This window comes from Stenotrophomonas sp. SMYL8 (assembly GCF_036320065.1).
In the GTDB taxonomy this organism is placed as follows: Bacteria; Pseudomonadota; Gammaproteobacteria; order Xanthomonadales; family Xanthomonadaceae; genus Stenotrophomonas; species Stenotrophomonas maltophilia_A.
In genome coordinates this window covers 44897-70215 of sequence record NZ_JAWIRR010000019.1, presented here as the reverse complement: position 1 = coordinate 70215, position 25319 = coordinate 44897, and the positions used below count along the sequence as shown (strand labels likewise).

19 protein-coding genes are annotated in these 25319 nt (G+C 64.9%); 9 read left to right on the top strand and 10 right to left on the bottom strand.

The window, feature by feature from the left end:
* Nucleotides 1-3 precede the first annotated feature (3 nt).
* The 8 genes from V3B25_RS15125 to dnaA form a co-directional block, all read right to left on the bottom strand.
* Nucleotides 4-561 carry an energy transducer TonB gene (locus tag V3B25_RS15125; protein WP_177179516.1) on the bottom strand — a complete coding sequence of 186 codons (558 nt, stop codon included), beginning with the start codon at nt 559-561 and terminating at the stop codon, nt 4-6.
* Between the two features lie 255 nt (nt 562-816).
* Entirely contained in the window at nt 817-2004 is a 1188-nt protein-coding gene (locus V3B25_RS15120) for a tetratricopeptide repeat protein (RefSeq protein ID WP_329810915.1), read from the bottom strand.
* Between the two features lie 132 nt (nt 2005-2136).
* Nucleotides 2137-2943 (bottom strand): M48 family metallopeptidase, encoded by an 807-nt coding sequence (locus V3B25_RS15115; RefSeq protein ID WP_006479406.1) that lies wholly within the window; start codon nt 2941-2943, stop codon nt 2137-2139.
* A gap of 71 nt (nt 2944-3014) precedes the next feature.
* Entirely contained in the window at nt 3015-3860 is an 846-nt protein-coding gene (locus V3B25_RS15110; protein WP_329810914.1) for a CPBP family intramembrane glutamic endopeptidase, read from the bottom strand.
* A gap of 67 nt (nt 3861-3927) precedes the next feature.
* Nucleotides 3928-6387 (bottom strand): DNA topoisomerase (ATP-hydrolyzing) subunit B, encoded by a 2460-nt coding sequence (gene gyrB / locus V3B25_RS15105; RefSeq protein ID WP_032128508.1) that lies wholly within the window; start codon nt 6385-6387, stop codon nt 3928-3930.
* Between the two features lie 112 nt (nt 6388-6499).
* Nucleotides 6500-7594, bottom strand: a complete 1095-nt coding sequence (gene recF / locus V3B25_RS15100; protein ID WP_032128507.1) for a DNA replication/repair protein RecF — start codon at nt 7592-7594, stop codon at nt 6500-6502.
* A gap of 990 nt (nt 7595-8584) precedes the next feature.
* Nucleotides 8585-9685 (bottom strand): DNA polymerase III subunit beta, encoded by a 1101-nt coding sequence (gene dnaN / locus V3B25_RS15095; RefSeq protein WP_005411731.1) that lies wholly within the window; start codon nt 9683-9685, stop codon nt 8585-8587.
* Between the two features lie 275 nt (nt 9686-9960).
* Complete coding sequence (dnaA, locus tag V3B25_RS15090) at nt 9961-11292, bottom strand: chromosomal replication initiator protein DnaA (protein ID WP_005411730.1); 1332 nt, start codon at nt 11290-11292, stop codon at nt 9961-9963.
* A 255-nt stretch (nt 11293-11547) separates the two neighbouring features.
* Between dnaA and rpmH the strand changes: the two genes are divergently transcribed.
* From rpmH to V3B25_RS15055, 7 genes are all read left to right on the top strand, one after another.
* The gene (rpmH, locus tag V3B25_RS15085) at nt 11548-11688 is read left to right on the top strand and encodes a 50S ribosomal protein L34 (RefSeq protein ID WP_005411729.1); all 141 of its coding nucleotides are present in this window, start codon (nt 11548-11550) and stop codon (nt 11686-11688) included.
* Nucleotides 11689-11693: 5 nt separating this feature from the next.
* The gene (gene rnpA / locus V3B25_RS15080) at nt 11694-12188 is read left to right on the top strand and encodes a ribonuclease P protein component (protein WP_329810913.1); all 495 of its coding nucleotides are present in this window, start codon (nt 11694-11696) and stop codon (nt 12186-12188) included.
* Nucleotides 12188-13903 carry a membrane protein insertase YidC gene (gene yidC / locus V3B25_RS15075; protein WP_049399025.1) on the top strand — a complete coding sequence of 572 codons (1716 nt, stop codon included), beginning with the start codon at nt 12188-12190 and terminating at the stop codon, nt 13901-13903. Before rnpA ends, yidC begins: the two co-directional genes overlap by 1 nt.
* 150 nt (nt 13904-14053) lie before the next feature.
* Nucleotides 14054-16726, top strand: coding sequence for a polysaccharide deacetylase family protein (locus V3B25_RS15070; protein WP_329810912.1), 2673 nt, complete (start codon nt 14054-14056; stop codon nt 16724-16726).
* A 3-nt stretch (nt 16727-16729) separates the two neighbouring features.
* A complete protein-coding gene (gene mnmE / locus V3B25_RS15065) occupies nt 16730-18079 on the top strand; it encodes a tRNA uridine-5-carboxymethylaminomethyl(34) synthesis GTPase MnmE (RefSeq protein WP_329810911.1) in 1350 nt (449 codons plus the stop codon).
* 190 nt (nt 18080-18269) lie between these two features.
* Nucleotides 18270-19157: a BRCT domain-containing protein gene (locus tag V3B25_RS15060; protein ID WP_197615878.1), complete on the top strand. Its 888-nt coding sequence runs from the start codon at nt 18270-18272 to the stop codon at nt 19155-19157.
* Nucleotides 19158-19261: 104 nt separating this feature from the next.
* On the top strand, nt 19262-20377 hold the full coding sequence (locus tag V3B25_RS15055; RefSeq protein WP_189720287.1) for a glycerophosphodiester phosphodiesterase: 1116 nt from the start codon (nt 19262-19264) through the stop codon (nt 20375-20377).
* A gap of 112 nt (nt 20378-20489) precedes the next feature.
* Here the strand turns inward: V3B25_RS15055 and V3B25_RS15050 are convergent, their stop codons facing one another.
* Nucleotides 20490-21260: a rhomboid family intramembrane serine protease gene (locus V3B25_RS15050; RefSeq protein WP_329810910.1), complete on the bottom strand. Its 771-nt coding sequence runs from the start codon at nt 21258-21260 to the stop codon at nt 20490-20492.
* Between the two features lie 106 nt (nt 21261-21366).
* Nucleotides 21367-22329 carry a TerC family protein gene (locus V3B25_RS15045; RefSeq protein WP_032128501.1) on the bottom strand — a complete coding sequence of 321 codons (963 nt, stop codon included), beginning with the start codon at nt 22327-22329 and terminating at the stop codon, nt 21367-21369.
* 365 nt (nt 22330-22694) lie between these two features.
* Between V3B25_RS15045 and V3B25_RS15040 the strand changes: the two genes are divergently transcribed.
* Nucleotides 22695-23864, top strand: a complete 1170-nt coding sequence (locus V3B25_RS15040) for a class I SAM-dependent rRNA methyltransferase (RefSeq protein ID WP_329810909.1) — start codon at nt 22695-22697, stop codon at nt 23862-23864.
* Nucleotides 23865-23988: 124 nt separating this feature from the next.
* Complete coding sequence (locus V3B25_RS15035) at nt 23989-25230, top strand: dipeptidase (protein WP_182266965.1); 1242 nt, start codon at nt 23989-23991, stop codon at nt 25228-25230.
* Nucleotides 25231-25319 lie beyond the last annotated feature (89 nt).

Sequence of the window (25319 nt, the reverse complement as noted above, 5' to 3'; positions counted from 1 at the left end):
GCATCAGTTCAGCGCAAAGTTGACCGGGACGCGAACGCGACCTGCCGCCTTCTTACCGCCAGATTCAGCGGCGTTGAAGCGCCACTTGCGAGCTGCTTCCATCGCAGCACGGTCCAGGTCGCGGTTACGGCTGGACTTTTCCACCGTGACATTGGTGACGTTGCCGTTGGCATCGACATCAATGATCAGGATCACTTCGCCCTGGATACCCGCGCGGAAGGCTGCCGGCGGGTAACGCGGCGGATTCATGGCCTTCGAGGAGATATCCACGCTGGCCTCGATCGAGGTCGGCGGAGCCGGCGGCGCGGGCGGCGACGGCGGGGTGACGATATCGTTCGGACGCGGTTCCGGCACGTCCACGACCGGCGCCTGCGGCGGCGGCGGGACCGGCGACGGCTTCGGCGGCGACAGATTCTTCACCGGCGGTGGCGGAGTATCCTGCGGCGGCGGCGGCGGCGGCGGCGGTGGGGGCGGCGGCGGCGCGTCGACGATGGTCACCATGACGTTGCGCTCCTTCTCAGCCACAGCCTTGGGAGCCACGGCGGGGATCAGGAGCATCATGAACGCGGCCAGATGCAGGGCAATTACAAACGCGATGCCGACGATGCGAGGCCAGCTCAGCCCCTTCTCATCGGGTTGTTCGTACCGGTGAACGACTAGTTGTTCCGTCATGCGCCAAGAGCTCAATAGTGGGGCCGGGGATGCCGGGGGCGGAATCCCTGATCAGCGGTGCATGACACCGCAGGAACCTCCAAGCTTATACCAATCCTGAGCGCCTGCGCATCAACTGTGCAGGCATTCAGGCGTTATTCCTACTTACTTCAGGTTGATGATTTTCTTGGCATCAGCCTGGTTCTTCACACCCTTCGCCAGCGCCTGCTGGGCGGCCTGCTTGGCCTCCGGGATGCGACCTTCGGCATGCAGGACGCGTGCCAGGTTCAGGTAGGTCTCACCGTCCTTGGACAGCGGGGCAGCCTTCTGCCACGCATCGATCGCCTGCGGCACCTGGTCGGAGTAGTAGTAGGACTGGGCCAGCGCCAGGTAGACCTGGTAATCCGGCTTCAGGATGCCCTTCTGCAACCCTTCGTTGATGACCGCGATGACGTCCTTTTCCTTGTGTTCGGTGTTGGCATAGATCGAGTACAGCTGCTTGTACTCGCGCTCTTCGGTGAGCTGGCCGCTGCTGCGCAGCTTGTCCATCACCGCAGCCGCCTTGTCCATCTGGTCGGCCTGCATGTACATGCTCGCCAGGTTCAGCTGGGCCTTCTTGTCATTCGGGTTCTTGGCGGCCAGTGCCTCGGCTTCCTTCACCGCTTCACCGGACTGGCCGGCTTCGGAGAGGGCCGCCATCAGCAGCTGGTTCCAGTTGTCCTTCGGTTCGGTGGCGCCGGCGATGGCCTGCTTCAGCACCGGGATCGCTTCCTGGTAGCGCTCCAGCTGGTACAGCGCCTGGCCCTTGGCGATCAGCTCTTCCGGCTTGGTCGACTTGCTCTCGGCGAAGTACTTGTCCAGGGTCGCCAGGCCTTCGGCGGTCTTGTCTTCCTGCAGCTCCAGCTGGCCCAGCATCAGCATCGACTGGAAGTGGCCGTTGTTGTCCAGGCCATTGAACTGCAGGACCTGCTTCAGGTAGGCGATCGCCGCTGCGGTGTCGTCGGTCTGGTAGGCGGCCTGCGAGGCCAGCTGCGCAGCCAGCGACTTGTCGTACTCGTTCGCGGCGCTGTCAGCCAGGATGGCGTCGGCCTGGGTGCGGGTCTCCGGGAACTTTTCCTTGTTGTAGCTGTCGATCATTTTCTGCAGCTTGCTGCCCAGCTTGGCCGAAGCCTTGACCGTCGGCTCCTGGCGGGTCGCGTTCGGGTAGAGCACCTCGGCCTTGGCCTGCTTGCCGCCGCGGTTGCCGCGCTCGGAGGAGCGCGAGGACTGCGCGAAGGCATCGGTGACCACGGCGCCGGTCAGGGCGGTCGCGACGAGGACGGAAAGCACAGCTTTGTGGTTACGGAAAATCATCGTTCACCTCGATCGAACCGCCGGTTAGCGGCAAAGTCGGACTGTCAGAAAAATCTGAGCCGCCAAACGTATCAGAAACAGATGGCGTGAGAAATCGTTTTATGTGCTGCAATACAGCATGAAACTGCGCACTCATCCACACTTTGGCCGCAGTCCGGCCGCCTGCGCCTGCTGATAGACCGGCGTCAGCGCCGGTGCATCGCGTCGCAGTTCCTGGATCCGGTTGGCTGGGTCGGGATGCGTGGACAGCCATTGTGGGCTGCGACCGCCACTGGCCGCCATCATGTTCTGCCACAGATCGACCGCCTGTGCCGGGTTGAAACCGGCCTGGGCCATCAGTCGCTGGCCGATCACGTCGGCCTCGCTCTCCTGGGTGCGCGAGCCGGGCAGCAGGAAGGCGGTCTGTGCGCCCATCCCGCCAAGCTGGTTCACGGTGCTGGCCGCCCCCTCGCCATAAGCGGCACCGGCGAGCGCGCCGAGCACGGCCAGGCCGGTCTGCGCGCCCATCTGACGGGTGATGCGCTCTTCGTGGTGGCGGGCGATGACGTGGCCGATTTCATGGCCGATTACGGCAGCCAGCTGGTCCTGGTTCTTGGCGACCGTGAAGATGCCGGTGTTCACACCGACCTTGCCGCCGGGCAGGGCGAAGGCGTTGGGCTCCTTGTCGACGAACACCGCGGTCTCCCACCGTACGCCACGGTACTGAGCAGGCAGCTGCGCGACCAGCGCGTTGACCACGCATTGCACGTAACCGTTCTGGCGGCCGTCGGTGCTGATCTTTTCCTTCTGCTTGGTTTCGGCGAACGCCTGTGCGCCGAGCTGGTCCAGCTGCGCCTGCGACACCCCGCCCACCATCTGCCGACGGCCGGTAGGAGAGGTCGTGGTCGCGCAGGCGCTGACCAGGGTGGTGATGACAAGGGCCAGCAGCAGTTGTTTCATGGATCCACCCCCGTGTTCATATGCGCAGTGTGTACCGTAGCGGCTTAATCTTTCGTCAAGCGGACACGGCGTTACGTTGCCCCGAAGAACACAAGCGCGGCAAGCGCCACGCCGTTGTTCAGCGCGTGCGCGGTCATCGCGGCCCAGAGCGTACCGGTGCGCTGGTACAGCCAGCAGAACGCGGCGCCCATGCCGCCATAGACCAGCCACAACTGCGCGATTTCGGCCGGGCCATTGGCACTGGTGCCAGGGATTTCATGGATGAGGGCGAAAGCAAGGCTGCTCAGTACCACGCCCAGCCACGGGCGCCCGGCCTTCCACAGGCGGCCAAACAGCACGCGGCGGAACAGCAGCTCCTCGTAGGCCGGTGCCAGTACCACCGCGAACAGCACCAGGAACAACGGGAAGCGCGCGATCGCACTCTGCATCAGCGCCAGATTGGTGGGAACCGGCTCGATGCCGAACTGCTTGGCCAGGAAGGCGATGCCATTGCTGCCGAGCACGATCAGGGTCGCCACCAGCAGGGTCCAGCCCCAGGTGGAGGGACGGCGCAGCGCCTGGCGCGACGCGTGGCGCTCGGCGGCATTGGCCGGCCGTCGCCAGAAGTACAGCAGCAGCGCGGCGCCGCCGGTGGCAAACAGCGCCATGAGAATCTGCGCAAGCGCGCCCGGCTGGCCCAGTGACGCCGCTACCGAACTGGCGTCGGGGGCACCAGCGCCGGCCTGCGCGTTCGCGTAACCGACCACCACGCCACGGTACAGGCCCCATAGCAGGCCGCTGATCAGGCTCAGGCCGAACAGGGTGACAGCGGCGATACCCAGGTCGATGAAAAACCCCGCCAACGGCGAAACGGCACGCGGCGCGGCAGAAGCCGGCGGAACCGGGGGTGGAGCGGAAACCGGGGCGGATGCGGACATCAGGTACCTGCGTTCAAGAGTCGAAGGCCGGCGCGCCTCCCCGCGCACCGGCCGTGTCCCGATTGTGTCAGATATCCAGGTTTGCGACCTTCAGCGCGTTGTCTTCGATGAAGTCGCGACGCGGTTCGACGACATCGCCCATCAGCGTGCTGAAAATCTGGTCGGCAGCGACAGCATCTTCGATGCGCACCTGCAGCAGTCGACGGGTTTCCGGATTCACCGTGGTGTCCCACAACTGCTCCGGATTCATTTCACCCAGACCCTTGAATCGCTGGATCTGGCGGCCGCGCTTGGCCTCCTCGAGCAGCCAGTTCTGTGCCTTGGCAAAGCTGTCGACTTCGATCGACTTGGCACCGCGGGAAATGGTTGCGCCTTCGCGGACCAGACCGTGCAGCAGCTTCGATGCCTGGTGGATCGCGCGCAGTTCGCCGCTTTCGAAGGCCGACATCGGCAGCACCTGGATGTGCTGTTCGCCCATGTGGCGACGGGTCACCAGCACAGCGGCCGGGCGCTCGTCGTTGGCGTCCTGCAGCTCCAGCGTGAAACGCGGGCTGCCCAGGCTGCCCTGGTTGAGACGCTTGGCCAGTGCATCCAGGCCCTCGCCTTCGCCGGCAGCGCGCAGGCTTTCCAGGTCCATCGGGACGAAGTCGACCAGCGCTTCAAGCAGGTTGCGGTCGTAGCGGTGTGCGTTGCGCTCGATCGAATCCAGCGCCGCCGCGTAGGCCAGCAGCAGCTTCTCCAGCGCCAGGCCTTCGATGCCGGGCTCGCCGGTGGCCGGCACCAGTGCAGCGTTTTCCACTGCGCTGCTGGCCAGGTAGCTGTCCAGCGCCGGGTCGTCCTTCAGGTACAGCTCCTGCTTGCCCTGCTTGATCTTGTACAGCGGCGGCAGGCCGATGTAGACGTAACCGCGCTCGATCAGCTCCGGCATCTGACGATAGAAGAACGTCAGCAGCAGGGTGCGGATGTGGGCGCCGTCGACGTCGGCGTCGGTCATGATGATGATCTTGTGGTAACGCAGCTTGTCCGGGTTGTACTCGTCACGGCCGATGCCGGTGCCCAGCGCGGTGATCAGCGTACCCACCTGGTCGGAGGACAGCATGCGGTCGAAACGCGCGCGTTCCACGTTGAGGATCTTGCCGCGCAGCGGCAGCACCGCCTGGTTCTTGCGGTTGCGGCCCTGCTTGGCCGAACCACCTGCCGAGTCACCCTCGACGATGAACAGTTCGGACAGCGCCGGATCCTTTTCCTGGCAGTCGGCCAGCTTGCCCGGCAGGCCCGCGATGTCCAGCGCGCCCTTGCGGCGGGTCAGGTCGCGGGCCTTGCGCGCGGCTTCACGTGCACGTGCGGCATCGACGATCTTGCCGGCGATCGCCTTGGCTTCGTTCGGGTTTTCCTGCAGGAACTCTTCCAGGCGCGCACCGAAGGCGTTTTCCACCGCCGGGCGCACGTCGGAGCTGACCAGCTTTTCCTTGGTCTGGCTGGAGAAGCTCGGGTCCGGCACCTTCACCGACAGCACTGCGATCATGCCTTCGCGCATGTCATCGCCGGTCAGGTTGATCTTGGCCTGCTTGGCGATGCCGTTCTGCTCGATGTAGTTGTTGAGCACACGGGTCAGCGCACCGCGGAAACCGGCCAGGTGGGTACCGCCGTCCTTCTGCGGAATGTTGTTGGTGAAGCAGTACATCGTCTCCTGGTAGGAGTCGGTCCACTGCAGCGCCACGTCGACGACGATGCCGTTGTGCTCGCCGGTGACTGAAATGACGTTCGGGTGCAGCGGGGTCTTCAGCTGGGCCAGATGCTCCACGAAGCTGCGGATGCCGCCTTCGTAGTGGAAGTCATCGCGACGGCCATCGCCACGCTCGTCGGCAAGGACGATCTTGACGCCGGAGTTCAGGAACGACAGCTCGCGCAGGCGGCGGGCCAGGATGTCGTAGTGGAATTCCACGTTGTCGTGGAAGGCGACGGTCGACGGCCAGAAGCGCACGGTGGTACCGCGCTTGGTGGTGGCTTCCAGCTTGGCCAGCGCAGTCACGGCTGCGCCGTTGCTGAATTCCTGCTGGTAGTGGGAGCCATTCTGGAACACGTCCACCAGCAGCTTCTGCGACAGCGCGTTGACCACGCTGACGCCGACGCCGTGCAGGCCGCCCGAAACCTTGTAGCTGTTGTCGTCGAACTTGCCGCCTGCGTGCAGGACGGTCATGACGACTTCGGCCGCAGACACTTCGCGACCGAGCTTGGCGCTCATCTGCTCGTGCTTGCCGGTCGGAATACCACGGCCGTTGTCGGACACCGAGACCGAGCCGTCGGCGTGGATCGTCACTGCAACGTGGTCGGCGTGGCCGGCCAACGCTTCGTCGATCGAGTTGTCGACGACCTCGAACACCATGTGGTGCAGACCGGTGCCGTCATGCACGTCGCCGATGTACATGCCGGGACGCTTGCGGACAGCCTCCAGGCCTTCCAGGGCGGTAATGCTGTTGGCGTCGTAATTGCCGTTGTTTGCCGGGGTGTTCTGTTCGTCGCTCATTGCGCTTGCCGTAGGCTCCGCAGGTCGGGCACCGCTTGGGGCGATGCGCCGAGAATGAAAGGATTCCAACCCGAATTATACCAGCCGGGGTCGAGCGGCCCTGGTGTGCCCACTATGGCACAGCCACGATCTGTGCATGTTCCACGTGGAACCGGGCGATGTGGGTCAGTTCCTGCAGCGCCGCCGGGGTTTCGGTGGCGGTGATGAAGATCTGTGCCGGCCCATTGAGCAGGCGCTCCAGTACCCGCGCCTGATGGGTGCGATCCAGCTCCGAGGCCAGATCGTCCAATGCGATCACCGGCCATTCGCCTCGCTGTTCCGCATAGTCCTCCGCCTGTGCCAACAGGCACGCCAACGCCGTCAGCTTGGCCTGGCCGCGGGACAGCGCATCACGACCTGGAATACTGTGGAAATCCACACTCCAGTCCGCGCGGTGCGGGCCCACCGAGGTATACCCTGCCTGCCGGTCACGTTCCCGGGCCAGAAGCAGGGCATCGGCCAAGGGAAGCTCATGCCGCCGCCAACCGGGGCTCAGCTCCAATCCCTGGATACCGAGTTGCGGAGCCAGGCTGGCGGCCAAGGCTACCGTGCGCTGCTGCAGACGCTCCAAGTAGTGCTGGCGGCGGCTGGTCAGTGGTTCTCCTGCCTCGGCCAGCTCGTGATCCCAGGTATCGAGCATCCGCGATGGCCCGCCCTGCTTGAGCAGGGCATTGCGCTGCTTCAGCGCCCGGGAATAGCGACGCCACAGGGACAGAAAATCCGGTTCCACGTGGAACAAGCCCCAATCGAGGAAGCGGCGGCGGGGTTCACCACCACCACTGACCAGTGCATGGCTCCCGGGCTCGAACGTCACCACGGCAAGCGCTGCGCAGAGATTACCCAGCTGTGCGACATCCTCGCCGTCCAGTCGCCCCTTCCAGTCCTGACCACTGTGGCGCAGGCCGGCTTTTCGGCGGTGGGGCGGGTGATGGGCACGCTGTTCGTCCCATTCCACGAAGATTTCCAGCGCTTCCTGGCCCTGGCGTACCAGACCGTCGCGCACCCGGCCACGGAAGCTGCGGCCATAGGCCATCAAGTGCAGGGCTTCGAGCACGCTGGTCTTGCCGGCACCGTTGTCGCCGGTCAGCAGGTTCAATCCCGGCTGGGGCGACAGGTCCACCGCACTGAAGCGACGCAGTTGATGCAAGGCGAGGCGGCGGATCTGCATGGGGCGCGAAAGACCATCCGCACAAGGCGGTAGAGGGGCAGGGAATCCATCAGCTTACTGCATCGGTCAAGCCAGCCGTGCCGCGCCAGACATCGCCACTGTGCTGAAGCCTCTGTCTGGCAACCCTACGCGTGTTCCACGTGGTGGCGCTCCCTCACCTGGGCTCGCCTGGGTCTGGATACGCCGGGAATCCTTGAATTCTGAGCGGCGGCGCAGGGTACCGGACCTCAGATTTCAGCGATTTCAGCCTCATTCCGCGAGCATCGCCAGGTGCCCCGACGGTGGTTTGCGCGAACACCGCGCAGATTTCTTGAAATCTGGGATGCGATGCCCTGTAGGGTTCCACAGATTTCAAGGAATTCGAGCCCGCCGTTTCACGCTGTCCACAGCAGGTCTGTATGACTTATACACAATGTATGGGCAAGCTGTGGATAAAAAAGCCCTTTTGCCCGACCTGCGAAACTATCCACAGGTTCCCCCCCAGCCTGAGGGGCCTCTATACAGGGGGTTTCAGGTGCATAAATCTCTTCAAAATCAAATAGATAATGCATTTCTCCACGAAATCTGGGCCTACCATCACCACCATGCTTTAGATTTATACCCAGATTTAGAAGCTAGGCCGGCCCCGATCCGACCCCAACGAGACCTGTGGACAGTGGCGTCTGCAGATGAAGCAACCGCAGCGTTGCGACCCACGATCTGCTTCACCCCTCCGGCAAGTTCGGGGAACGTGCATCAGTCTGAAGACCCAGAACGACATACTCGATCGAAAGCGGCTGGACAGCGCCCAAGCTCACAACCTGGATTCCAATCGCTCAGCACCGATTGCATCGGAAGGGCAGCCAGGATCAATCGGCAACCAGCAATCTCAAGGAAGGCATTCACCCATACCTGGAGATCCGGCCATCGCGATGCTCCACGTGGAACCTGCAAAAAAAACGCCCGGAAAGGTCCCGGGCGTCATTCGGTTCCACGTGGAACAGGCTGCCGTCAGAGACGCAGCGGCATCACCACATGGCGCGACTTCTCGCTGCTGGACTCACGCACCAGTGCCGAGGAGTTGGAGTCGCGCAGCTGGATGATGACTTCCTCGTCGCGCAGGGCAGACAGGGCATCCAGCAGGTAGTTCACGTTGAAGCCGATGGCCAGATCGCTGACCGTGGTGTCGGCTTCGATCTCTTCCTGGGCTTCTTCCTGTTCCGGGTTGTGCGCGCTGATCTTCAGGTTGCCCGGCGAGACTTCCACGCGGATGCCGCGGTACTTCTCGTTGGACAGGATTGCGGCACGCTGCAGCGAGGCACGCAGTGCTTCGCGATCAACCTTCACTTCGCGGTCGGCACCGATCGGAATCACCGCTTCGTAATCCGGGAAACGGCCGTCGATCAGCTTCGAGGTGAAGGTGACATCGTCGCGCTTGACGCGGACGTGGCTGCGGCCGACTTCCAGCTCGATCTCGCGATCGCCGCTCTCCAGCAGGCGCTGCAGTTCGGTCACGCCCTTGCGCGGCACAATGATCTGGCGCTTGGAACCACTGGGCTTGGCCAGATCGGTTTCACACAGCGCCAGGCGGTGGCCGTCGGTGGCGACGGTACGCAGCGCATCGCCGCGCAGATCGAACAGCAGACCGTTGAGGTAGTAGCGCACGTCCTGCTGGGCCATCGCGAACGCGGTGCGTTCGATCAGTTCCTTCAGGGTCGCTTCGCCGATGGCCACGCGCTCGGTGGCTTCCACTTCGTCAACCGACGGGAAGTCGTTGGAGGGCAGGGTGGCCAGGGTGAAGCGGCTGCGGCCGGCCTGCACGGTGATCTTGTCACCGGTCTGCGAGACCGTGATCCGGCTGCCGTCGGGCAGGGCGCGGATGATCTCGAACAGCTTGCGGGCGGGGATGGTGGTTTCGCCGTCTTGGGCATCTTCAACCGCGATCCGCGACACCATCTCCACTTCCAGGTCGGTACCGGTCAGCGACAGCTGGCCGTTCTGCACCTGGACCAGGAAATTGGCCAGAACCGGAAGGGTCTGGCGGCGTTCGACCACGTTGACGACCTGTGCCAACGGCTTGAGAAAGGCTTCGCGCTGCAGTGTGAAACGCATGTGGTTCCGTGCCCCTATGCTTTAAAAAATGTGGAATAAATCAAAAGCTTGGTGGTGCTGGTAGAGACAGAATCGCTGGAAAACAACGCTAAGTCTTTGTAAATAAAAGAATTTCAGACCTCGAAACCCTCTGTATTACCGACCCCCAGGGGGGGGGGAAAGCTGTGGATAAATTCGACGCGATTTCAGACGCCATTTTTATCCACAACGTGTCCCGCGCTTGCTACCGGATTCTGCACCGTTTTGTGCGATGACGCCTCATCGGCATCCGTGCATCATTCGCTCAGCTTCCGGATCAGCTTGTCCCAGTCCTCGCGGAGCTTGCCGTCGGTTTCCATCAGGGTCCGGATCTGGCGGCAGGCATGCAGCACCGTGGTGTGGTCGCGACCGGCAAAGGCGTCGCCGATCTCGGGCAGGCTGTGCTCGGTCAGTTCCTTGGTCAGGGCCATGGCGACCTGGCGGGGCCGGGCCAGCGAGCGGGTCCGACGCTTCGACAGCAGATCCTTGATCTGCAGGCCGTAGTAGTCGGCAACGGTTTTCTGGATGTTGGGAATGCTGATCGCCTGCTGCTGGGCGCGCAGCAGGTCGCGCAGGGTTTCCTGGGCGAATTCGGTGGTGATCGCGCGGCCGGTGAAATTGGCGCGGGCGGTCAGGGTATTGAGCGCACCTTCGAGGTCGCGCACGTTGGAGCGCATCTTCTTGGCGATCAGGAACGCAACATCATCGGGAATCTCGGCACCGCGTTCGCGTGCCTTAGCCAGCACGATCGCGGCGCGGGTCTCGAAGTCCGGCGGTTCGATCGCGACCGACAGGCCCCAGGCAAGCCGCGACTTCAGGCGTGCTTCCAGGCCTTCGACCTCGCGCGGATAGCGGTCGCAGGTCAGGATGATCTGCTGCTTGCCATCGAACAACGCGTTGAAGGTGTGGAAGAACTCTTCCTGGGTGCGGTCCTTGCCGGCGAAGAACTGGATGTCATCGATCAGCAGCGCGTCCACCTGCTGGAACTGGCGCTTGAACTGATCCATGGTCTTTTCCTGCAGAGCCCGGATCATCGCGCTGAAGAACTGTTCCGAACGCAGGTACAGCACCTTCGCACCCGGATTGGCCTGGCGCATGGCATTGCCGGCGGCGAACATCAGGTGGGTCTTGCCCAGGCCCGTGCCTCCGTACAGCAGCAGCGGGTTGTGCGCGCGGTCGCCCGGCTTCTGCGCTGCCTGGAAGGCGGCGGCCAGGCCCAGCTGGTTGCTGCGGCCTTCGACGAAGTTGGCGAACGTGTAGTGATTGTCCAGGTTGCCGGCAAACGGCACCTGCGGTTCGCTGGACACATGCGCCGACGGCGTGGAAACCGGCGCGTTCTGCGCCTCCACGGGACGCGGGCGCGAGCCGATTTCAAGAAAAACGTCGCTGAAACCGGCGAAATGGGCCAGCAGTTCGCGGATCCGGGCCAGGTACAGCTCGCGGACCTGGTCGACGATGAAGGCATTCGGTGCATACAGCACCAGGCTGTCCACGCGCAGATCGGCCTGCAGCGGCTTCAACCAGGTATGAACGTCTTCCGGCGGGAACTCCGCTTCGAGGCGCTCGAGACTACGGGACCAGGCATCCATCAGCAATAATCGTCCGGTGGCCGGGGCATGGACGCGACAAGGCGCCCAAACACAGGCCGAAAAGGGGGGAAATGGATGGCTCAGACTACCACCGAGCGCCCGCCTTCGGAATGCTTGTCCCCTACTTATTCACAAAAACATCCACAGCTATTGCACAGCCCAGTGAATTCGCGTAGCTGCCAGGGGTTGACTTGGGGCGGGGTACCTCTCTAGAATTTCCGGTTCTTTCCGTCCCATTCATACGAGAGGCCCCCAATGGCCACGAAGCGCACCTACCAGCCCAGCAACCTCAAGCGTAAGCGCGACCACGGCTTCCGTGCCCGTATGAAGACCGCTGACGGCCGCAAGATCCTGTCGCGTCGCCGCGCCAAGGGCCGCAAAGTCCTGAGCGCCTGATTGCCATGCCGCACATCGCGGCAGACGCAATCCCTTCGACAGTGAATACTGCAGACCCGCGCAAGCGATTCCCTCGCTCTGCGCGGGTTCGCACGCGTGCCGAATACTCAACGGTCTTCAACGGCGCCCGCCGTGTGTCCGATCCGCTGATGACCCTGCACTGGCTGCCGGCTGACCGGCCGGCCAGGCTGGGTCTGGCGGTTTCCCGCAAGGTTGATCCGAACGCCGTCGGGCGTAACCGGATCAAGCGCGTCCTGCGCGACATCCTGCGTCAGACACGTACCGACATCCAGCCAGGCGACTTTGTCGTCGTGGCTCGAAGTGCTGCGCGTTCCGCCAGCAACGACGAGATCCGCCAGGCCTTCCTGCGCCTGCTGCGTCGCCTGCGTGCATTGCCCACGCCGGGCGTGGACGGCACAATGCCGCCGCCTGATGGCGTCGCAACTCCTTCTTTGACCGAGCCGGCATCGCGTCCCGGCCCCGCCGAGCCTGTCCGCTGATGAACCAGACCCGCGTATTCCTCATTTTTGCCTGGCTGATGGTGGCCGTGCTGCTGTGGATGGAGTGGAGCCGTGAAAAGGCTGCTCCGACCCCGGCACCGACGACCACGTCGGCCCCGGCCGCCGCACAGAGCGTTCCGGGCGCAACCCCGGGCGCCATCCCCAGCGCCCAGGTGCCGGGTGCCCCCGGCCAGGCCGCCGTGCAGGCCCAGGCCAGCGCCACCCCGGCCAGCCAGCGCGTGACCGTCACCACCGACGTGCTGCGTCTGGTGCTCGACGGCGGCCGCGTGCTCGATGCCGAGCTGCTGCAGTTCCCGCAGACCAAGGACGAAGGCAGCCCGCCGGTCCGCCTGCTGACCGAAGACCCCGCGCACCCGTACAGCGCGATCAGTGGCTGGGCCAGCGAAGACAAGAACACCCCGGTCCCCGGCGCCGACGGCTTCAAGCTGGTCGGTGACACCAAGGACTTCGTGCTGGCCAAGGGCCAGAACGAGCTGCAGATCCCGTTCGTGTGGACCGCCGACAATGGCGTGACCATCAAGCGCACGCTGACCGTCTCGCGCAACGAGTATGCCGTGCGCTTCAAGGATGAAGTCAGCAACGCCGGCGCCGCGCCGTGGAACGGCTACGTCTACCGCACCCTGGACCGCACCCCGACCATCCTGTCGCGGAGCATGACCAACCCGGATTCCTTCAGCTTCAACGGTGCCACCTGGTACGACAACGACAAGAAGTACCAGCGTCGTGCGTTCAAGGACTACCTGGAAGACGGCACGCTGAACCAGAACATCACCGGCGGCTGGCTGGCGATGCTGCAGCACCACTTCTTCACCGCCTGGATCCCGCAGAAGGACCAGACCGCACACTACGTGCTGTCGCAGGTGGCCGGTCGTGACCTGATCGAAGCGCGTGGTCCGGCCTTCACTGTGGCCCCGGGCCAGTCCACCAGCACCGAAGCCCGCCTGTGGGTCGGCCCGAAGCTGGTCAACCTGATCGCCAAGGAAGACGTGCCGGGCCTGGACCGCGTGGTCGACTACAGCCGCTTTTCGATGATGGCGGTGATCGGCCAGGGCCTGTTCTGGGTGCTGAACCAGGTGCACAAGCTGGTCGGCAACTGGGGCTGGGCGATCGTCGGCCTGGTGGTGCTGCTGAAGCTGGTGCTGTACCCGCTGTCGGCGACCCAGTACAAGAGCGGCGCCAAGATGCGTCGTTTCCAGCCGCGCATCGCGCAGCTGAAGGAACGCTATGGCGATGACCGCCAGAAGTTCCAGACCGCGATGATGGAGCTGTACAAGAAGGAAAAGATCAATCCGATGGGCGGCTGCCTGCCGATCCTCATCCAGATGCCGATCTTCTTCGCCCTGTACTGGGTGCTGGTGGAATCGGTCGAACTGCGCCAGGCGCCCTGGTTCGGCTGGATCCAGGACCTGACCGCACGCGACCCGTACTTCATCCTGCCGGTGATCAACGTGGCGGTGATGTGGTTCACCCAGAAGCTGACCCCGGCACCGGGCATGGACCCGATGCAGCAGAAGATGATGCAGTTCATGCCGCTGGTGTTCGGCGTCATGATGGCCTTCATGCCGTCCGGCCTGGTTCTGTACTGGGTGGTCAACGGCGGCCTGGGCCTGCTGCAGCAGTGGTGGATGACCAAGCGCCACGGCGGCGAGCCAGTCCCGGCCACCACCGCCCCGGCCCCGGTCAAAAAGAAGTAATCCGACCGGCAGGTCGCCGGCGTTGTAGAGTCGACCTTGGTCGACTGCCATTGAGCCCCGACCGACCCGCAGAAGCCCGCCGCAAGGCGGGCTTTTCGCATGCGGCGTTAGAATCGCCGGCACACCGTTCCTCCATCCATCGAGTCCGCCATGCCGCGTGCGTCGTCGTTCCGCCTGTTCCTGCCCTCGCTGTTGTTGACCCTGGTCGTTGCCGGCTGCGGCGACAAGGACGCGAAGGCGCCGACGACCACGGTCACCCAGCCCAGCGCGCAGGCTGCGGCCGCCGCCGATCCGGCCGCGGCACCGCTGCTGGCCGCGCTGCAGAAGCAGCTCGACGGCTACCGCCGGATCATCGTGCTGCTGGCTGACGAAGAACAGCAGTCGGCCGCCGACCGCGGCACCTCCACGCGTGTGGGCCAGCAGCTGTTCCATGATGGCCTGGAGCAACGTACGGCCATCGCCGCGCAGTTCGACACCCTGCTGCGCGGTTCCAGTCCGCAGCGCTTCGCCACCCTGGGTACCGTGCTGGACTACATCGAGTCCGCGCCGGAACTGTTCGATGCCGACCGCCTGGCCTTCCGCGAAGTGCTGCGTGATCTGCATGAGCGGGTCGGTACCGATTCGTCGCTGCCGGCGGTGAAGCTGCACCAGCGCATCGGCGAGGACCTGGAGGCGCTCGACGAGATCGAACGCAACTACAACCAGGAACTGACCCGCATCTTCAGCCGCTTCGAGCGCACCCGCGCCATCGAGCTGAAGCGCGAGAAGTGGGACGATTACATCGCGCACCTGCACAAGGACTACAGCCGCGAAGCGATCCTGCGCGACTACGGGGTGATCGAGCCGTACCCGATGTCCATGAAGGACAGCGACCGCGAAATCTTCGGCCGCGACCTGCCGGACAAGACCGTGGTGCTGACCTTCGACGATGGCCCGCACAAGGCCTACACCGATGAAGTGGTGGCCATCCTCAAGCGCTACGACGTGCCGGGCGTGTTCTTCGAAGTGGGCCGAAACCTGGGCAAGGTCGAGGCCGACGGCAAGGTCAGCCTGGGCCCGATGGCGAAGATCAGCCGTAACCTGATGGAGGAGGGCTATGCGGTCGGCAACCACAGCCTGACCCACGCCCAGCTGTCGCGCACCACCGGCGACGCGCTGCGCCAGCAGGTGCTGGACACCGACACGCTGCTGAAGGACGTCGACAGCAAGCGCGCGCCCCTGTTCCGCTTCCCGTACGGCGCGCGCAACGCCGAAGGCCTGCAGCTGCTCAACGAGGCCGGGCTGAAGTCGATCATGTGGAACATCGACTCGATGGACTGGGCCGACCCGGTACCGGAGTCGATCGTGCAGCGCGTGCTCGACCAGGTGAACAAGGAACAGCGCGGCATCATCCTGTTCCACGACATCCACGATCGTGCGGTGAAGGCGCTGCCGCAGATCCTCGACCGGTTGATCGCCGATGGCTACCAGTTCGCCGGCTGGAATGGCCGCGACTTCACCGTCGCCCGTGCGCGAAAGGGCGACGCCGGTGCCGCCACCGTCACCACCGGCTACGAGAAGTCATGGGCGATCGTGGTCGGCATCGACAACTACGCCAAGTGGCCGAAGCTGGAATACGCCAGCCATGATGCTCAGGCAGTGGCCGATACCTTGACCGGGCAGTTCGGCTTCCCGTCCTCGCAGGTGATCGTGCTGAAGAACGAGCAGGCCACCCGCAACAACATCCTGGCCGCCTTCCACGACCGCCTGGCCGACGACCGCACCGGTAAGAACGATCGCGTGTTCGTGTTCTTCGCCGGTCATGGCGCGACCCGCCAGCTCGCCTCCGGGCGCGACCTCGGCTACATCATTCCGGTCGATTCGGATCCGAAGGAATTTGCCACCGACGCGATCGCGATGACCGACATCCAGAACATCGCCGAAAGCATGCAGGCCAAGCATGTGATGTTCGTGATGGATGCCTGCTACAGCGGCCTGGGCCTGACCCGTGGCGGCCCCTCGTCGTCGTCGTTCCTGCGCGAGAACGCCCGCCGCAGCGCGCGGCAGATGCTGACCGCCGGTGGTGCCGACCAGCAGGTGGCCGATGCCGGCCCCAACGGCCATTCGGTGTTTTCCTGGGTGCTGCTGCAGGCGTTGGCCGGCAAGGGCGACCTCAACGGCGATGGCCTGATCACCGGTACCGAACTGGCCGCCTACGTGGCGCCGGCGGTCTCGGCGGTCTCGCACCAGACCCCGGCCTTCGGCAGTCTGCCCGGCTCGCAGGGCGGCGAGTTCGTGTTCCAGGTGCCGGACAGCCAGGAATTCCTCAACGCCGATACGCGCCAGCTGACCGCCGATGCGATCGCGCTGAACAACAAGGTCGATGCCGCCAGCGAGGCCAAGGGCAGCCAGGCACCGGTAACCGTGGCCGACCTGCAGGGTGGCAAGGCCAAGCTGGTGGTGCCCACCGCCGGCCCTGCGTCCGACCGCCAGCGCGCGCAGCAGGCCAATGACCGTGGCCTGCAGCTGTACCGCGAGAAGCAGTACGACGAAGCGGTAGCCCAGTTCACCGAGGCGCTGAAGCTGCGCCCGGACTTCGCCCAGGCCGCCAACAACCTCGGCTTCGTCTACTACCGCCAGCAGCGCTATGCCGAAGCGGCGCGCTGGCTGGAGAACACACTGAAGATCGACCCCTCGCGCGCCGTGGCCTATCTCAACCTGGGCGACGCCTACTTCAACGCCGGCGACAAGGCCAAGGCCAAACAGGCCTACACCACCTACCTGGCGCTGCAGCCGCAGGGCAGCGGCGCGGCCCAGGCGCGTGCGCAGCTGGAGAAACTCTGAGCCATGAACGACGCGATCCGCACCGACACCATCGTGGCCGTCGCCAGTGCGCCCGGCGCCGGCGGTGTCGGCCTGCTGCGCCTGTCCGGCCCGCGCGCTGCAGCGATTGCCAATGCGCTGGGTGCACCTGCACTGCGTCCGCGCCACGCGCACTACGCGCGCCTGCGTGATGCCGACGGCGAGGTCATCGACGATGGCATCGTGCTGTGGTTCCCGGCACCGAACAGCTTCACCGGCGAAGAGGTGGTGGAACTGCAGGGCCATGGCAGCCCGGTGCTGCTGCAGCAACTGGTCGCGCGCTGCATCGCGCTCGGTGCGCGCCAGGCGCGCCCGGGTGAGTTCAGCGAACGGGCATTCCTCAACGGCAAGCTCGACCTGGCCCAGGCCGAGGCCATCGCCGACCTGATCGCCGCGGGCGACAATCGTGCCGCGCGCGCTGCACGCCGTTCGCTGGATGGTGTGTTCTCGCGCCGCATCGACGCCGTGGTCGAACAGCTGGTGCTGCTGCGCATCCATGTGGAAGCGGCCATCGACTTCGCCGACGAACCGCTGGATACCCTCGGTGGCGCGCAGGTGCGGCGTGGGCTGGAACAGGCGCGCAGCGACCTGGCCCTGCTGCGGCGGGATGCCGAGCGCGGCCGTCGCCTGCGCGATGGCCTGCACGCGGTGCTGATCGGTCCGCCGAACGCCGGCAAGAGTTCACTGCTCAACGCGCTGGCCGGCAGCGAACGCGCCATCGTCACCGACATCGCCGGTACCACCCGCGACACTCTGCGCGAGACCATCCGCCTGGACGGTCTGGAGCTGACCCTGGTCGACACCGCCGGCCTGCGCGACGGCGGTGACGCCATCGAACGCGAAGGCATGCGCCGCGCCCACGCGGAAATCGAGCGCACCGACCTGGCGCTGATCGTGCTGGATGCGCGCGATCCGGCGGCCGGCGAAGCGGCGCTGGGCGAGGCCGTGGCGGCGGTGCCGCACAAGGTCTACATCCACAACAAGTCGGACCTGCTGGAGGCGTTGCCGTCGCTGGACGATCCGGACCGCGTGTTCGTTTCGGCCGCCACCGGCGCCGGGCTCGACGATCTGCATGCGCGTCTGCGTTCGATTGCTTCGGCCGGGGCAGGCGAGCAGGTGGACGGCGAGTTCTCCGCACGCACGCGCCATGTGGATGCGATCGAGCGCGCGCAGGAACATGCGCAGCGCGCCGATGGTGAGCTGGCGCATGAGCACCTGGAACTGGCCGCCGAAGAACTGAGGCTGGCGCATGATGCGCTGGGCGAGATCACCGGGCAGATGAGCGCCGATGACCTGCTGGGAAGGATCTTCTCCAGTTTCTGCATCGGCAAATAAGCCTTGGTAGTGCCGGCCGCTGGCCGGCAACCCAGCTGAACGAGTTGCTCGGGTTCAGATCCCCGGAGGGGCTCTGACCCCGTGAAAAATGACGTGATCACCTCCAATACTCCAGAGCCTTGTCCGCTACGTCTTGAGTACCGGCGCCGACCAAGCTAGCGTGCAGGAAACTCAGGCAAAGGAATTGCGGATGCATTCGGACCATGTTCCCTACGTTCACTTCACAAGCCCGGCGCAGCTCACTCGTGCGTTGAACTCTCTGGCGGGCATCATCGAAGGGATCTCCATTGACAAAGAGATCAATGCCGACGAGCGTCGCTTCTTGGCCCACTGGATCCAGGATCATTTACATCAGCGCCAGCAGCATCCGTTCACTGAACTGATGCCTGTGCTCGAGCGCGCACTTGGCGAAGGTCGCATGGAAGAAGATGCGGCGGAAGATCTGCGATGGTTGATCGACCGGATGTGCTCAAGTGATCGGGTCAACGCCACCACAGCAGATCTCCAGCGACTTCATGCCGTACTGGGCGGAATAATCGCTGATGGCCAGGTTTCGGAGGCCGAGCTGCGTGGTCTCTCGGATTGGATGGATGAGCATTCCCATCTACAGGGATGCTGGCCGTACGACGAAATAGGGCACCTCGTGGCCAAGGTACTGGCTGATGGTGTGGTAGATGCGCAGGAACAGGATTTGCTTCGCCAGTTCTTCAGCGAGTTTGTCGTCCTCGGCGATGACCGCACCCTGACCGATCCGTCGTTGCAGATCGCCGGAAGTCTGGTCGGACTTTGTGCAGTCGCTCCCGAGATCGAATTCGAAGAGAGAGGATTCTGCTTCACAGGCGCCTCGTCCCGAGGTTCACGTGCCGATATCCAGGCGTTGGTAACGGAACGGGGAGGTCGGGTGCACAGTGCGCCATCGAAGAAGGTGGACTACCTGGTGATTGGTGCTGAGGGAAATCCCTGCTGGAGTTACGCCTGCTACGGTCGCAAGGTGGAACGCGCCGTGGAACTGCGCAAGGAAGGACTGCGGATCATGATCGTTCACGAACGCGATTTCCATGATGCCTTGGTCGACTGAAGATGCGGGGTCGGAGCCCCTGCGGGGATCCGACCCCAGGTCCCCCACCTGTCACATTGCCGCCGCATACTGACGCCCATCACATACCGCTTGGGGAAGTCGCAGTGAAGTCGTGGGGTTGTGCGTTGCTGTTGTCGCTGGCCGTGGCACCATCGGTGGCCATGAGTGCTGAATCCTCCACCCCGGCCGCGCACAAGGTGTCGGTCTATGGCCACCGCGGGGCAAGCGCACTGCTGCCCGAGCACACCCTGGCGGCCTATGCGCAGGCCATCGCCGATGGCGCCGACTACATCGAACCGGACCTGGTGATGACCAAGGACGGGGTGATGGTGGCCCGCCACGAGAACGAGATCAGTGGCACCACCGATGTCGCCTCGCATCCGGAATTCGCCAGCCGCCGCACCAGCAAGGTCATCGACGGGCAGAAGGTCGATGGCTGGTTCACCGAAGACTTCACCCTGGCCGAGCTGAAGACGCTGTACGCGCGTGAGCGCCTGCCGGAACTGCGCAGCACCGCCTACGATGGCCAGTTCCGCATCGCCAGCCTGGACGAGATCCTCGCATTCCTTGTCCAGCAGGCCGGGCGTGCCAACCGTGGCATCGGCCTGGTGCCGGAGATCAAGCACCCGACCTACTTCCAGTCGATCGGCCTGCCGATGGAAGACAAGCTCCTGACCGCGCTGCGTGGCAATGCCTATACCAACGTCGGCCCGGTCACCATCCAGTCGTTCGAGACCGCCAACCTGCGCTACCTGCGCGGCAAGATCCCGCGCGGCAGCAACATCCGCCTGCTGCAACTGCTGTGGAAGGGCGACACCCAGCCGGCCGACATCGCCAAGGCCGGTGGCACGCTGACCTACGCGCAGATGATGACGCCGGCAGGACTGAAGGACATCGCCAGCTACGCCGACAGCATCGGCCCGGAACTGCGCTCGATCATTCCGCTGGACGCCAAGGGCGCGCTGAGCACTCCGACCACGCTGGTACAGGACGCACATGCAGTGGGCCTGATGGTGATTCCGTACACCTTCCGTCCGGAGAACCACTTCCAGGCCAGCAACCTGCGCAAGGGCGCCGACAACGCGCGCAATGCCGAGGGTTCGATTGCCGAGATGCGTGCCTATCTGGCTACCGGCATCGATGCCTTCTTCACCGATGACCCGGCACTGGGCCGGCAGGCGGTGGATGGCATGGGCGCGGCAGGGAATGCGGCGAACTGACGGACTCTGGTAGGTGCCAACCTTGGTTGGCGCACAACAACCGCGCCGACCGAGGTCGGCTACTACCGGTTCATGAGGGTGCCGGCCAGCGGCCGGCACTACCGGGGCATTTTCATCCGCGCGGCTCGTCCGGCCGGCGGAACGGAATCACCACGTAGTCCTGGCCTTCGCGCGGCTGCCACAGCACCGGCACGCGCTGCGGTGACGGCGGTTCCAGCTCGTCGTCGGGTAAAGGTTCGACGTCTTCTTCTTCGTCTTCCCAACTGTAGCGCGGGCGCGGCGGCAGCGGGTCGGCGTTGCGGAACAGCAGCGCGGCGATGATGCCGGCGAAGGCGCCGCCCATGTGCGACTGCCAGGACACGCCGTCGGCGTGCGGCAGGATGGTCATCAGCATGCCGCCGTAGAACAGCATGCCGATCAGGCCGGTGGCAATCGCTGCACGGTCGCGGCGCAGCAGGCCCAGGCTGGCCAGCAGGAACATCAGGCCATGGGTGACGCCGCTGGCGCCCAGGTGCACGCTGCCCGGATTGCCCAGCATCCACGCACCGATGCCCGAGCCCAGCCACAGCAGGGGCAGGGCGCGCACGGTGGCTTTCGGGTAGACGCTGCCGGCCAGCGTGCCCAGGATCAGAATCGCGATGCTGTTGGCGGCGATGTGCTCGACCGAGGCATGCAGCATCGGGCCGCCGATCAGGCCAAGCAGGCCCTTGGCTTCCAGCGGCGCGACCGCCCAGGGCCGCCAGTCAAAGGTGCCCTGCAGGGCGAACACGGCCACCAGCACCAGCACGGCGGCCAGGCTGACATTGAACGCCCGCAGGATGCGCGAGCGGTCATTGCGGGGGGCCGGCACGTCGCCAGCGGGCAGGGGCGCGTTGTTGTTCATACCTCAGCAATGGCGGTGGTTGGCGCGAAACCAAGGCCACCGCCGCGGGAGAGTGGAAACGGCCGGCGGGACAATCCCACCGGCCGCGCCATCCAGCGGGTCAGGCTCAGGCCTGGCCTTCGCCTTCCTTCGGCGGGTACTTCAGGCTCAACACCACGGTAGCGGCGATGATCACCGCCACCACGCCCAGCGAGATCGGGGTCGGGATCTTGAACAGGTCGATGATCATCATCTTGATGCCGATGAAGCCCAGCACCAGCGCCAGGCCGTACGGCAGCAGGTGGAAGCGGTCGGCCATGCCGGCCAGCAGGAAGAACATCGCACGCAGGCCCAGCACAGCGAACACATTGGAAGTGAGCACGATGAACGGGTCGGTGGTGATCGCGAAGATCGCCGGGATGCTGTCCACCGCGAAGATCACGTCGGTGACCGCGATCAGGATCAGCACCGCGAACAGCGGGGTGAACCAACGCACGCCGTCGCGCTTCACGCTCATCGCGTTGCCGGCGTAATCCGGCAGCAGGCGCAGGTGCTTGCGCATCCAGCGCAGGGCGGGGTTGGCCTCCAGGTCCGGCTCCTGCCCGGCGGCGAACCACATCTTCCAGCCGGTGAACAGCAGGAAGGCGCCGAACACGTAGAGCAGCCAATGGAACTGGGTGATCAGCACGCTGCCGGCGAAGATCATGATCGTACGCAGCACGATCGCGCCCAGGATGCCGATGATCAGCACCTTCTGGCGCTGCTCCTCCGGCACCGCGAAGTAGCTCATGATCATCAGGAACACAAAGATGTTGTCGACCGCCAGCGCCTTCTCGACCAGGTAGCCGGTCAGGAACTCGAGGCCGACCTTGTTGGCCACCACCTGGCCGGCGGTCTCATTCAGGTAGTACCAGAGGCCCGCGTTGAACAGCAGGGCCAGCGCGACCCAGCCGATGGACCACCACAGGGCCTCCTTGAAGGTGACCTTGTGCGGTCCACCATGGCGCATCAAAACGAGGTCGACCAGCAGGGCGATGACCACCACCGCTGCGAAGCCGCCCCACAACCACACGTTACCGATCGTCTGCATTGGGAATGTCCGTTGGAAAGATGAATGCCAGGCCGGACGGCGAGGATCTGCAACGGAGGATCGGGAGGGGGATCCAGGGACAGAGCTTCGCCAGTACGGCGAAGGTCTCGCTCGCAGTTCCAGTCGGCTGGAACTGCCGTTGCACCGGAGCCTGCGGGCTCGAAATGACGGCGACAACGTCTGGGAGCTACTCCCCTTCTGGCGCCGATTCTGCGGCCTGGCCGGGCTGCCGTCAAATGTCGGGCGGCCGGGGCCCCCGCCCTGGTAGATGCCAACCTTGGTTGGCACGCCTTGCCCGGGCCGTTCAGTAACGCCCGTCGCGCCAGCTCGACTCTACGAAAGCGCCCCCCGGCTACAATAGGTGGATGAATACCCCCCTTCCGATTGTCCGCCTCAAGAATGCGTGGCGTTCCAGCCACCCGTGGATCTTCCAGAAACTGGTCGAGAAGCCGACCGTCCGGCCCAAGCCCGGTTCCATCGTCGACGTGGTCGGCATCGACGGCGAGTTCATTGGTCGCGGGTTCTACAACGGGCACTCGCGCATTGCCGTGCGCATCCTCGAAACCGACCAGAACGTGCCGGTCGATGCTGGCTGGTTCTCGCGCAAGATCGCCCAGGCGGTGTCGCTGCGCCGTGAGGTGCTGAAGCTCGACGCGGTGTCCGACGCCTGGCGCGTGGTGCACAGCGAGGGCGATGGCTTGTCCGGCCTGGTGGTGGACCGCTACGGCGATCTGGTGGTGGTCGAATTCTTCGCCGCCGGCATGTTCCGCCACCGCGAGTGGATCTACGACGCCCTGCGCGAGCAGTTCCCGGGCTGCCGCTTCCACAGCTTCGCCGACGAGCACGTGCAGAAGCAGGAAAGCTTCGACTTCCACGGCAACACCACCACCGAAGCGGCGGTGATCACCGAGTACGGCATCAAGTTCCGCGCTGACCCGGCCGGTGCGCACAAGACCGGCTTCTTCGCCGACCAGCGCGAGAACCGCGAGTGGCTGAGCCAGCAGGTGGAAGGCAAGAGCGTGCTCGACCTGTGCTGCAACACCGGCGGTTTCGCCGTGTACGCGGCGGCGCGTGGCGCTTCGGAAGTGGTCGGCATCGACATCGATGAAGACGTCATCCAGATCGCCAAGGGCAATTCGCGCCTGAACAACGTGCGCCCGAAGTTCGTCCAGTCCGACATCTTCCCGTGGCTGCGCGATGCGGCCAACCGTGGCGAGCAGTACGACGTGGTGATCCTGGACCCGGCGAAGATGACCCGCGACCGCGACCAGGTCATCACTGCGCTGAAGAAGTACCTGGACATGAACAAGCTGGCGCTGGGCGTGGTGAAGCCCGGTGGCCTGTTCGCCACGTTCTCCTGCACCGGCCTGGTGGCCGAGGACCAGTTCCTCGACATGCTGCGCCGCGCGGCCTATTTCTCCGGCCGCACGATCCAGATCCTGAAGGTGGCCGGCGCCGGTCCGGACCATCCGTTCATGGCCCACGTGCAGGAATCGCGTTACCTCAAGGCCGTGTTCTGCCGCGTGGTGGACTGATTTCCAGATGCAGAGTCGAGCGATGCTCGACTCGCGGTGCCTGATCAGTCGAGCACAGTTCGACTCTACAAATCCGCGGTTCGCAGCGCTATGGTCGGGCTCTTCCCATTGCCGGTGAGAGCCCATGCCATCGTTGCGCCACCTGTCCGTCGTGCTTGCCCTGGCGCTGTGCGCGCCGCTGTCGGCTCATGCCATCGAGTTCAGCGCACAGGAGCTGGCGCGCGCCAAGGCCCTGCAGCAGCGCCTGGTCACCCTCGACAGCCACCTGGATACGCCGGCCAATTTCGGCCGAACCGGCTTCGACATCGAGCAGCGTCACGACCGCAACGCGCTTTCGCAGGTCGACTACCCGCGCATGGTCGAAGGTGCGCTGGACGGCGGTTTCTGGGCGATCTACACCGATCAGGGCGACCGCAGCCCCGCCGCGCATCTCGCCGAGCGTGACCATGGCCTGCAGCGGCTGCTGGAGATCCGCGAAATGCTGGCGGCCAACCCCGAGCGCTTCGCGCTGGCATTGACCGCCGATGACGCGGCGCGGATCAAGGCCGCCGGCAAGCGCGTGGTCTACATCAGCATGGAAAACGCCAGCCCGCTGGTGGAAGACCCGAGCCTGCTGTCGTTCTACCACCGCGCCGGCCTGCGCCTGCTCAGCACCGTGCACTTCGCCAACAACGAGTTCGCCGATTCGGCCACCGACCCCAAGGGGGCGGAGTGGAAAGGCCTGAGCCCGGCCGGCAAGGATCTGGTGCGGCAGGCGGTGAAGCTGGGCATCGTGATCGACCAGTCGCATGCGTCCGACGCGGTGTTCGACGACCTGCTGGCGATGATGCCGGTGCCGTTCGTGCTGTCGCACAGCTCGGCCAAGGCGGTCTACGACCACCCGCGCAATCTTGATGACGCGCGCCTGCGCAAGCTGGCCAAGGCCGGCGGTGTGATCCAGGTGAACGCCTATGGTGGCTACCTGATCGACACCGCAAAGACGCCCGAGCGCAAGCAGGCCGAGGAAGCGCTGAGCAAGCAGCTGGGCGGCTGGGAAGGGATGGGCATCGAGCAGGGCGTGGCCCTGCTGAAAGCCGAACAGGCACTGGACCATGAGCACCCGGTGCGCCATGCCAGCCTGGACGACTTCTTCGCCCACTTCGAGCACATCCTCAAGGTGGTCGGCCCCGAGCACGTGGGGATCGGCCTGGACTGGGATGGTGGCGGCGGCCTGAGTGACCTGCCCGATGTCAGCCAGCTGCCGAAGATCACCGCGTGGCTGCTGCGCAAGGGCTATACCGAGAAGCAGATTGCCGGCATCTGGGGCGGCAACCTGCTGCGGGTGATGCGCCAGGCGCAGGATTACGCTGCAAAGCAGGGCGGTTGACCGCCCTGCGGTAGTGGGGGGGCGGGGGGGGCCCCCCCCCCGGAGCGGGGGGGGGGGGGGACGGCGGGGGCGGGGGGGGGGGGGGGGGG

Excerpts from the sequence above, each read along its gene's own strand:
- V3B25_RS15125 (WP_177179516.1), bottom strand. The coding sequence starts at position 561 with ATGATGCTCCTGATCCCCGCCGTGGCTCCCAAGGCTGTGGCTGAGAAG.
- gyrB (WP_032128508.1), bottom strand. The coding sequence starts at position 6,387 with ATGAGCGACGAACAGAACACCCCGGCAAACAACGGCAATTACGACGCC.
- V3B25_RS15120 (WP_329810915.1), bottom strand. The coding sequence starts at position 2,004 with ATGATTTTCCGTAACCACAAAGCTGTGCTTTCCGTCCTCGTCGCGACC.
- V3B25_RS15070 (WP_329810912.1), top strand. The coding sequence starts at position 14,054 with ATGCCGCGTGCGTCGTCGTTCCGCCTGTTCCTGCCCTCGCTGTTGTTG.
- V3B25_RS15050 (WP_329810910.1), bottom strand. The coding sequence starts at position 21,260 with ATGAACAACAACGCGCCCCTGCCCGCTGGCGACGTGCCGGCCCCCCGC.
- V3B25_RS15115 (WP_006479406.1), bottom strand. The coding sequence starts at position 2,943 with ATGAAACAACTGCTGCTGGCCCTTGTCATCACCACCCTGGTCAGCGCC.
- V3B25_RS15110 (WP_329810914.1), bottom strand. The coding sequence starts at position 3,860 with ATGTCCGCATCCGCCCCGGTTTCCGCTCCACCCCCGGTTCCGCCGGCT.
- dnaN (WP_005411731.1), bottom strand. The coding sequence starts at position 9,685 with ATGCGTTTCACACTGCAGCGCGAAGCCTTTCTCAAGCCGTTGGCACAG.
- V3B25_RS15040 (WP_329810909.1), top strand. The coding sequence starts at position 22,695 with ATGAATACCCCCCTTCCGATTGTCCGCCTCAAGAATGCGTGGCGTTCC.
- recF (WP_032128507.1), bottom strand. The coding sequence starts at position 7,594 with ATGCAGATCCGCCGCCTCGCCTTGCATCAACTGCGTCGCTTCAGTGCG.
- dnaA (WP_005411730.1), bottom strand. The coding sequence starts at position 11,292 with ATGGATGCCTGGTCCCGTAGTCTCGAGCGCCTCGAAGCGGAGTTCCCG.
- rpmH (WP_005411729.1), top strand. The coding sequence starts at position 11,548 with ATGGCCACGAAGCGCACCTACCAGCCCAGCAACCTCAAGCGTAAGCGC.
- rnpA (WP_329810913.1), top strand. The coding sequence starts at position 11,694 with ATGCCGCACATCGCGGCAGACGCAATCCCTTCGACAGTGAATACTGCA.
- V3B25_RS15035 (WP_182266965.1), top strand. The coding sequence starts at position 23,989 with ATGCCATCGTTGCGCCACCTGTCCGTCGTGCTTGCCCTGGCGCTGTGC.
- mnmE (WP_329810911.1), top strand. The coding sequence starts at position 16,730 with ATGAACGACGCGATCCGCACCGACACCATCGTGGCCGTCGCCAGTGCG.
- V3B25_RS15060 (WP_197615878.1), top strand. The coding sequence starts at position 18,270 with ATGCATTCGGACCATGTTCCCTACGTTCACTTCACAAGCCCGGCGCAG.
- V3B25_RS15045 (WP_032128501.1), bottom strand. The coding sequence starts at position 22,329 with ATGCAGACGATCGGTAACGTGTGGTTGTGGGGCGGCTTCGCAGCGGTG.
- yidC (WP_049399025.1), top strand. The coding sequence starts at position 12,188 with ATGAACCAGACCCGCGTATTCCTCATTTTTGCCTGGCTGATGGTGGCC.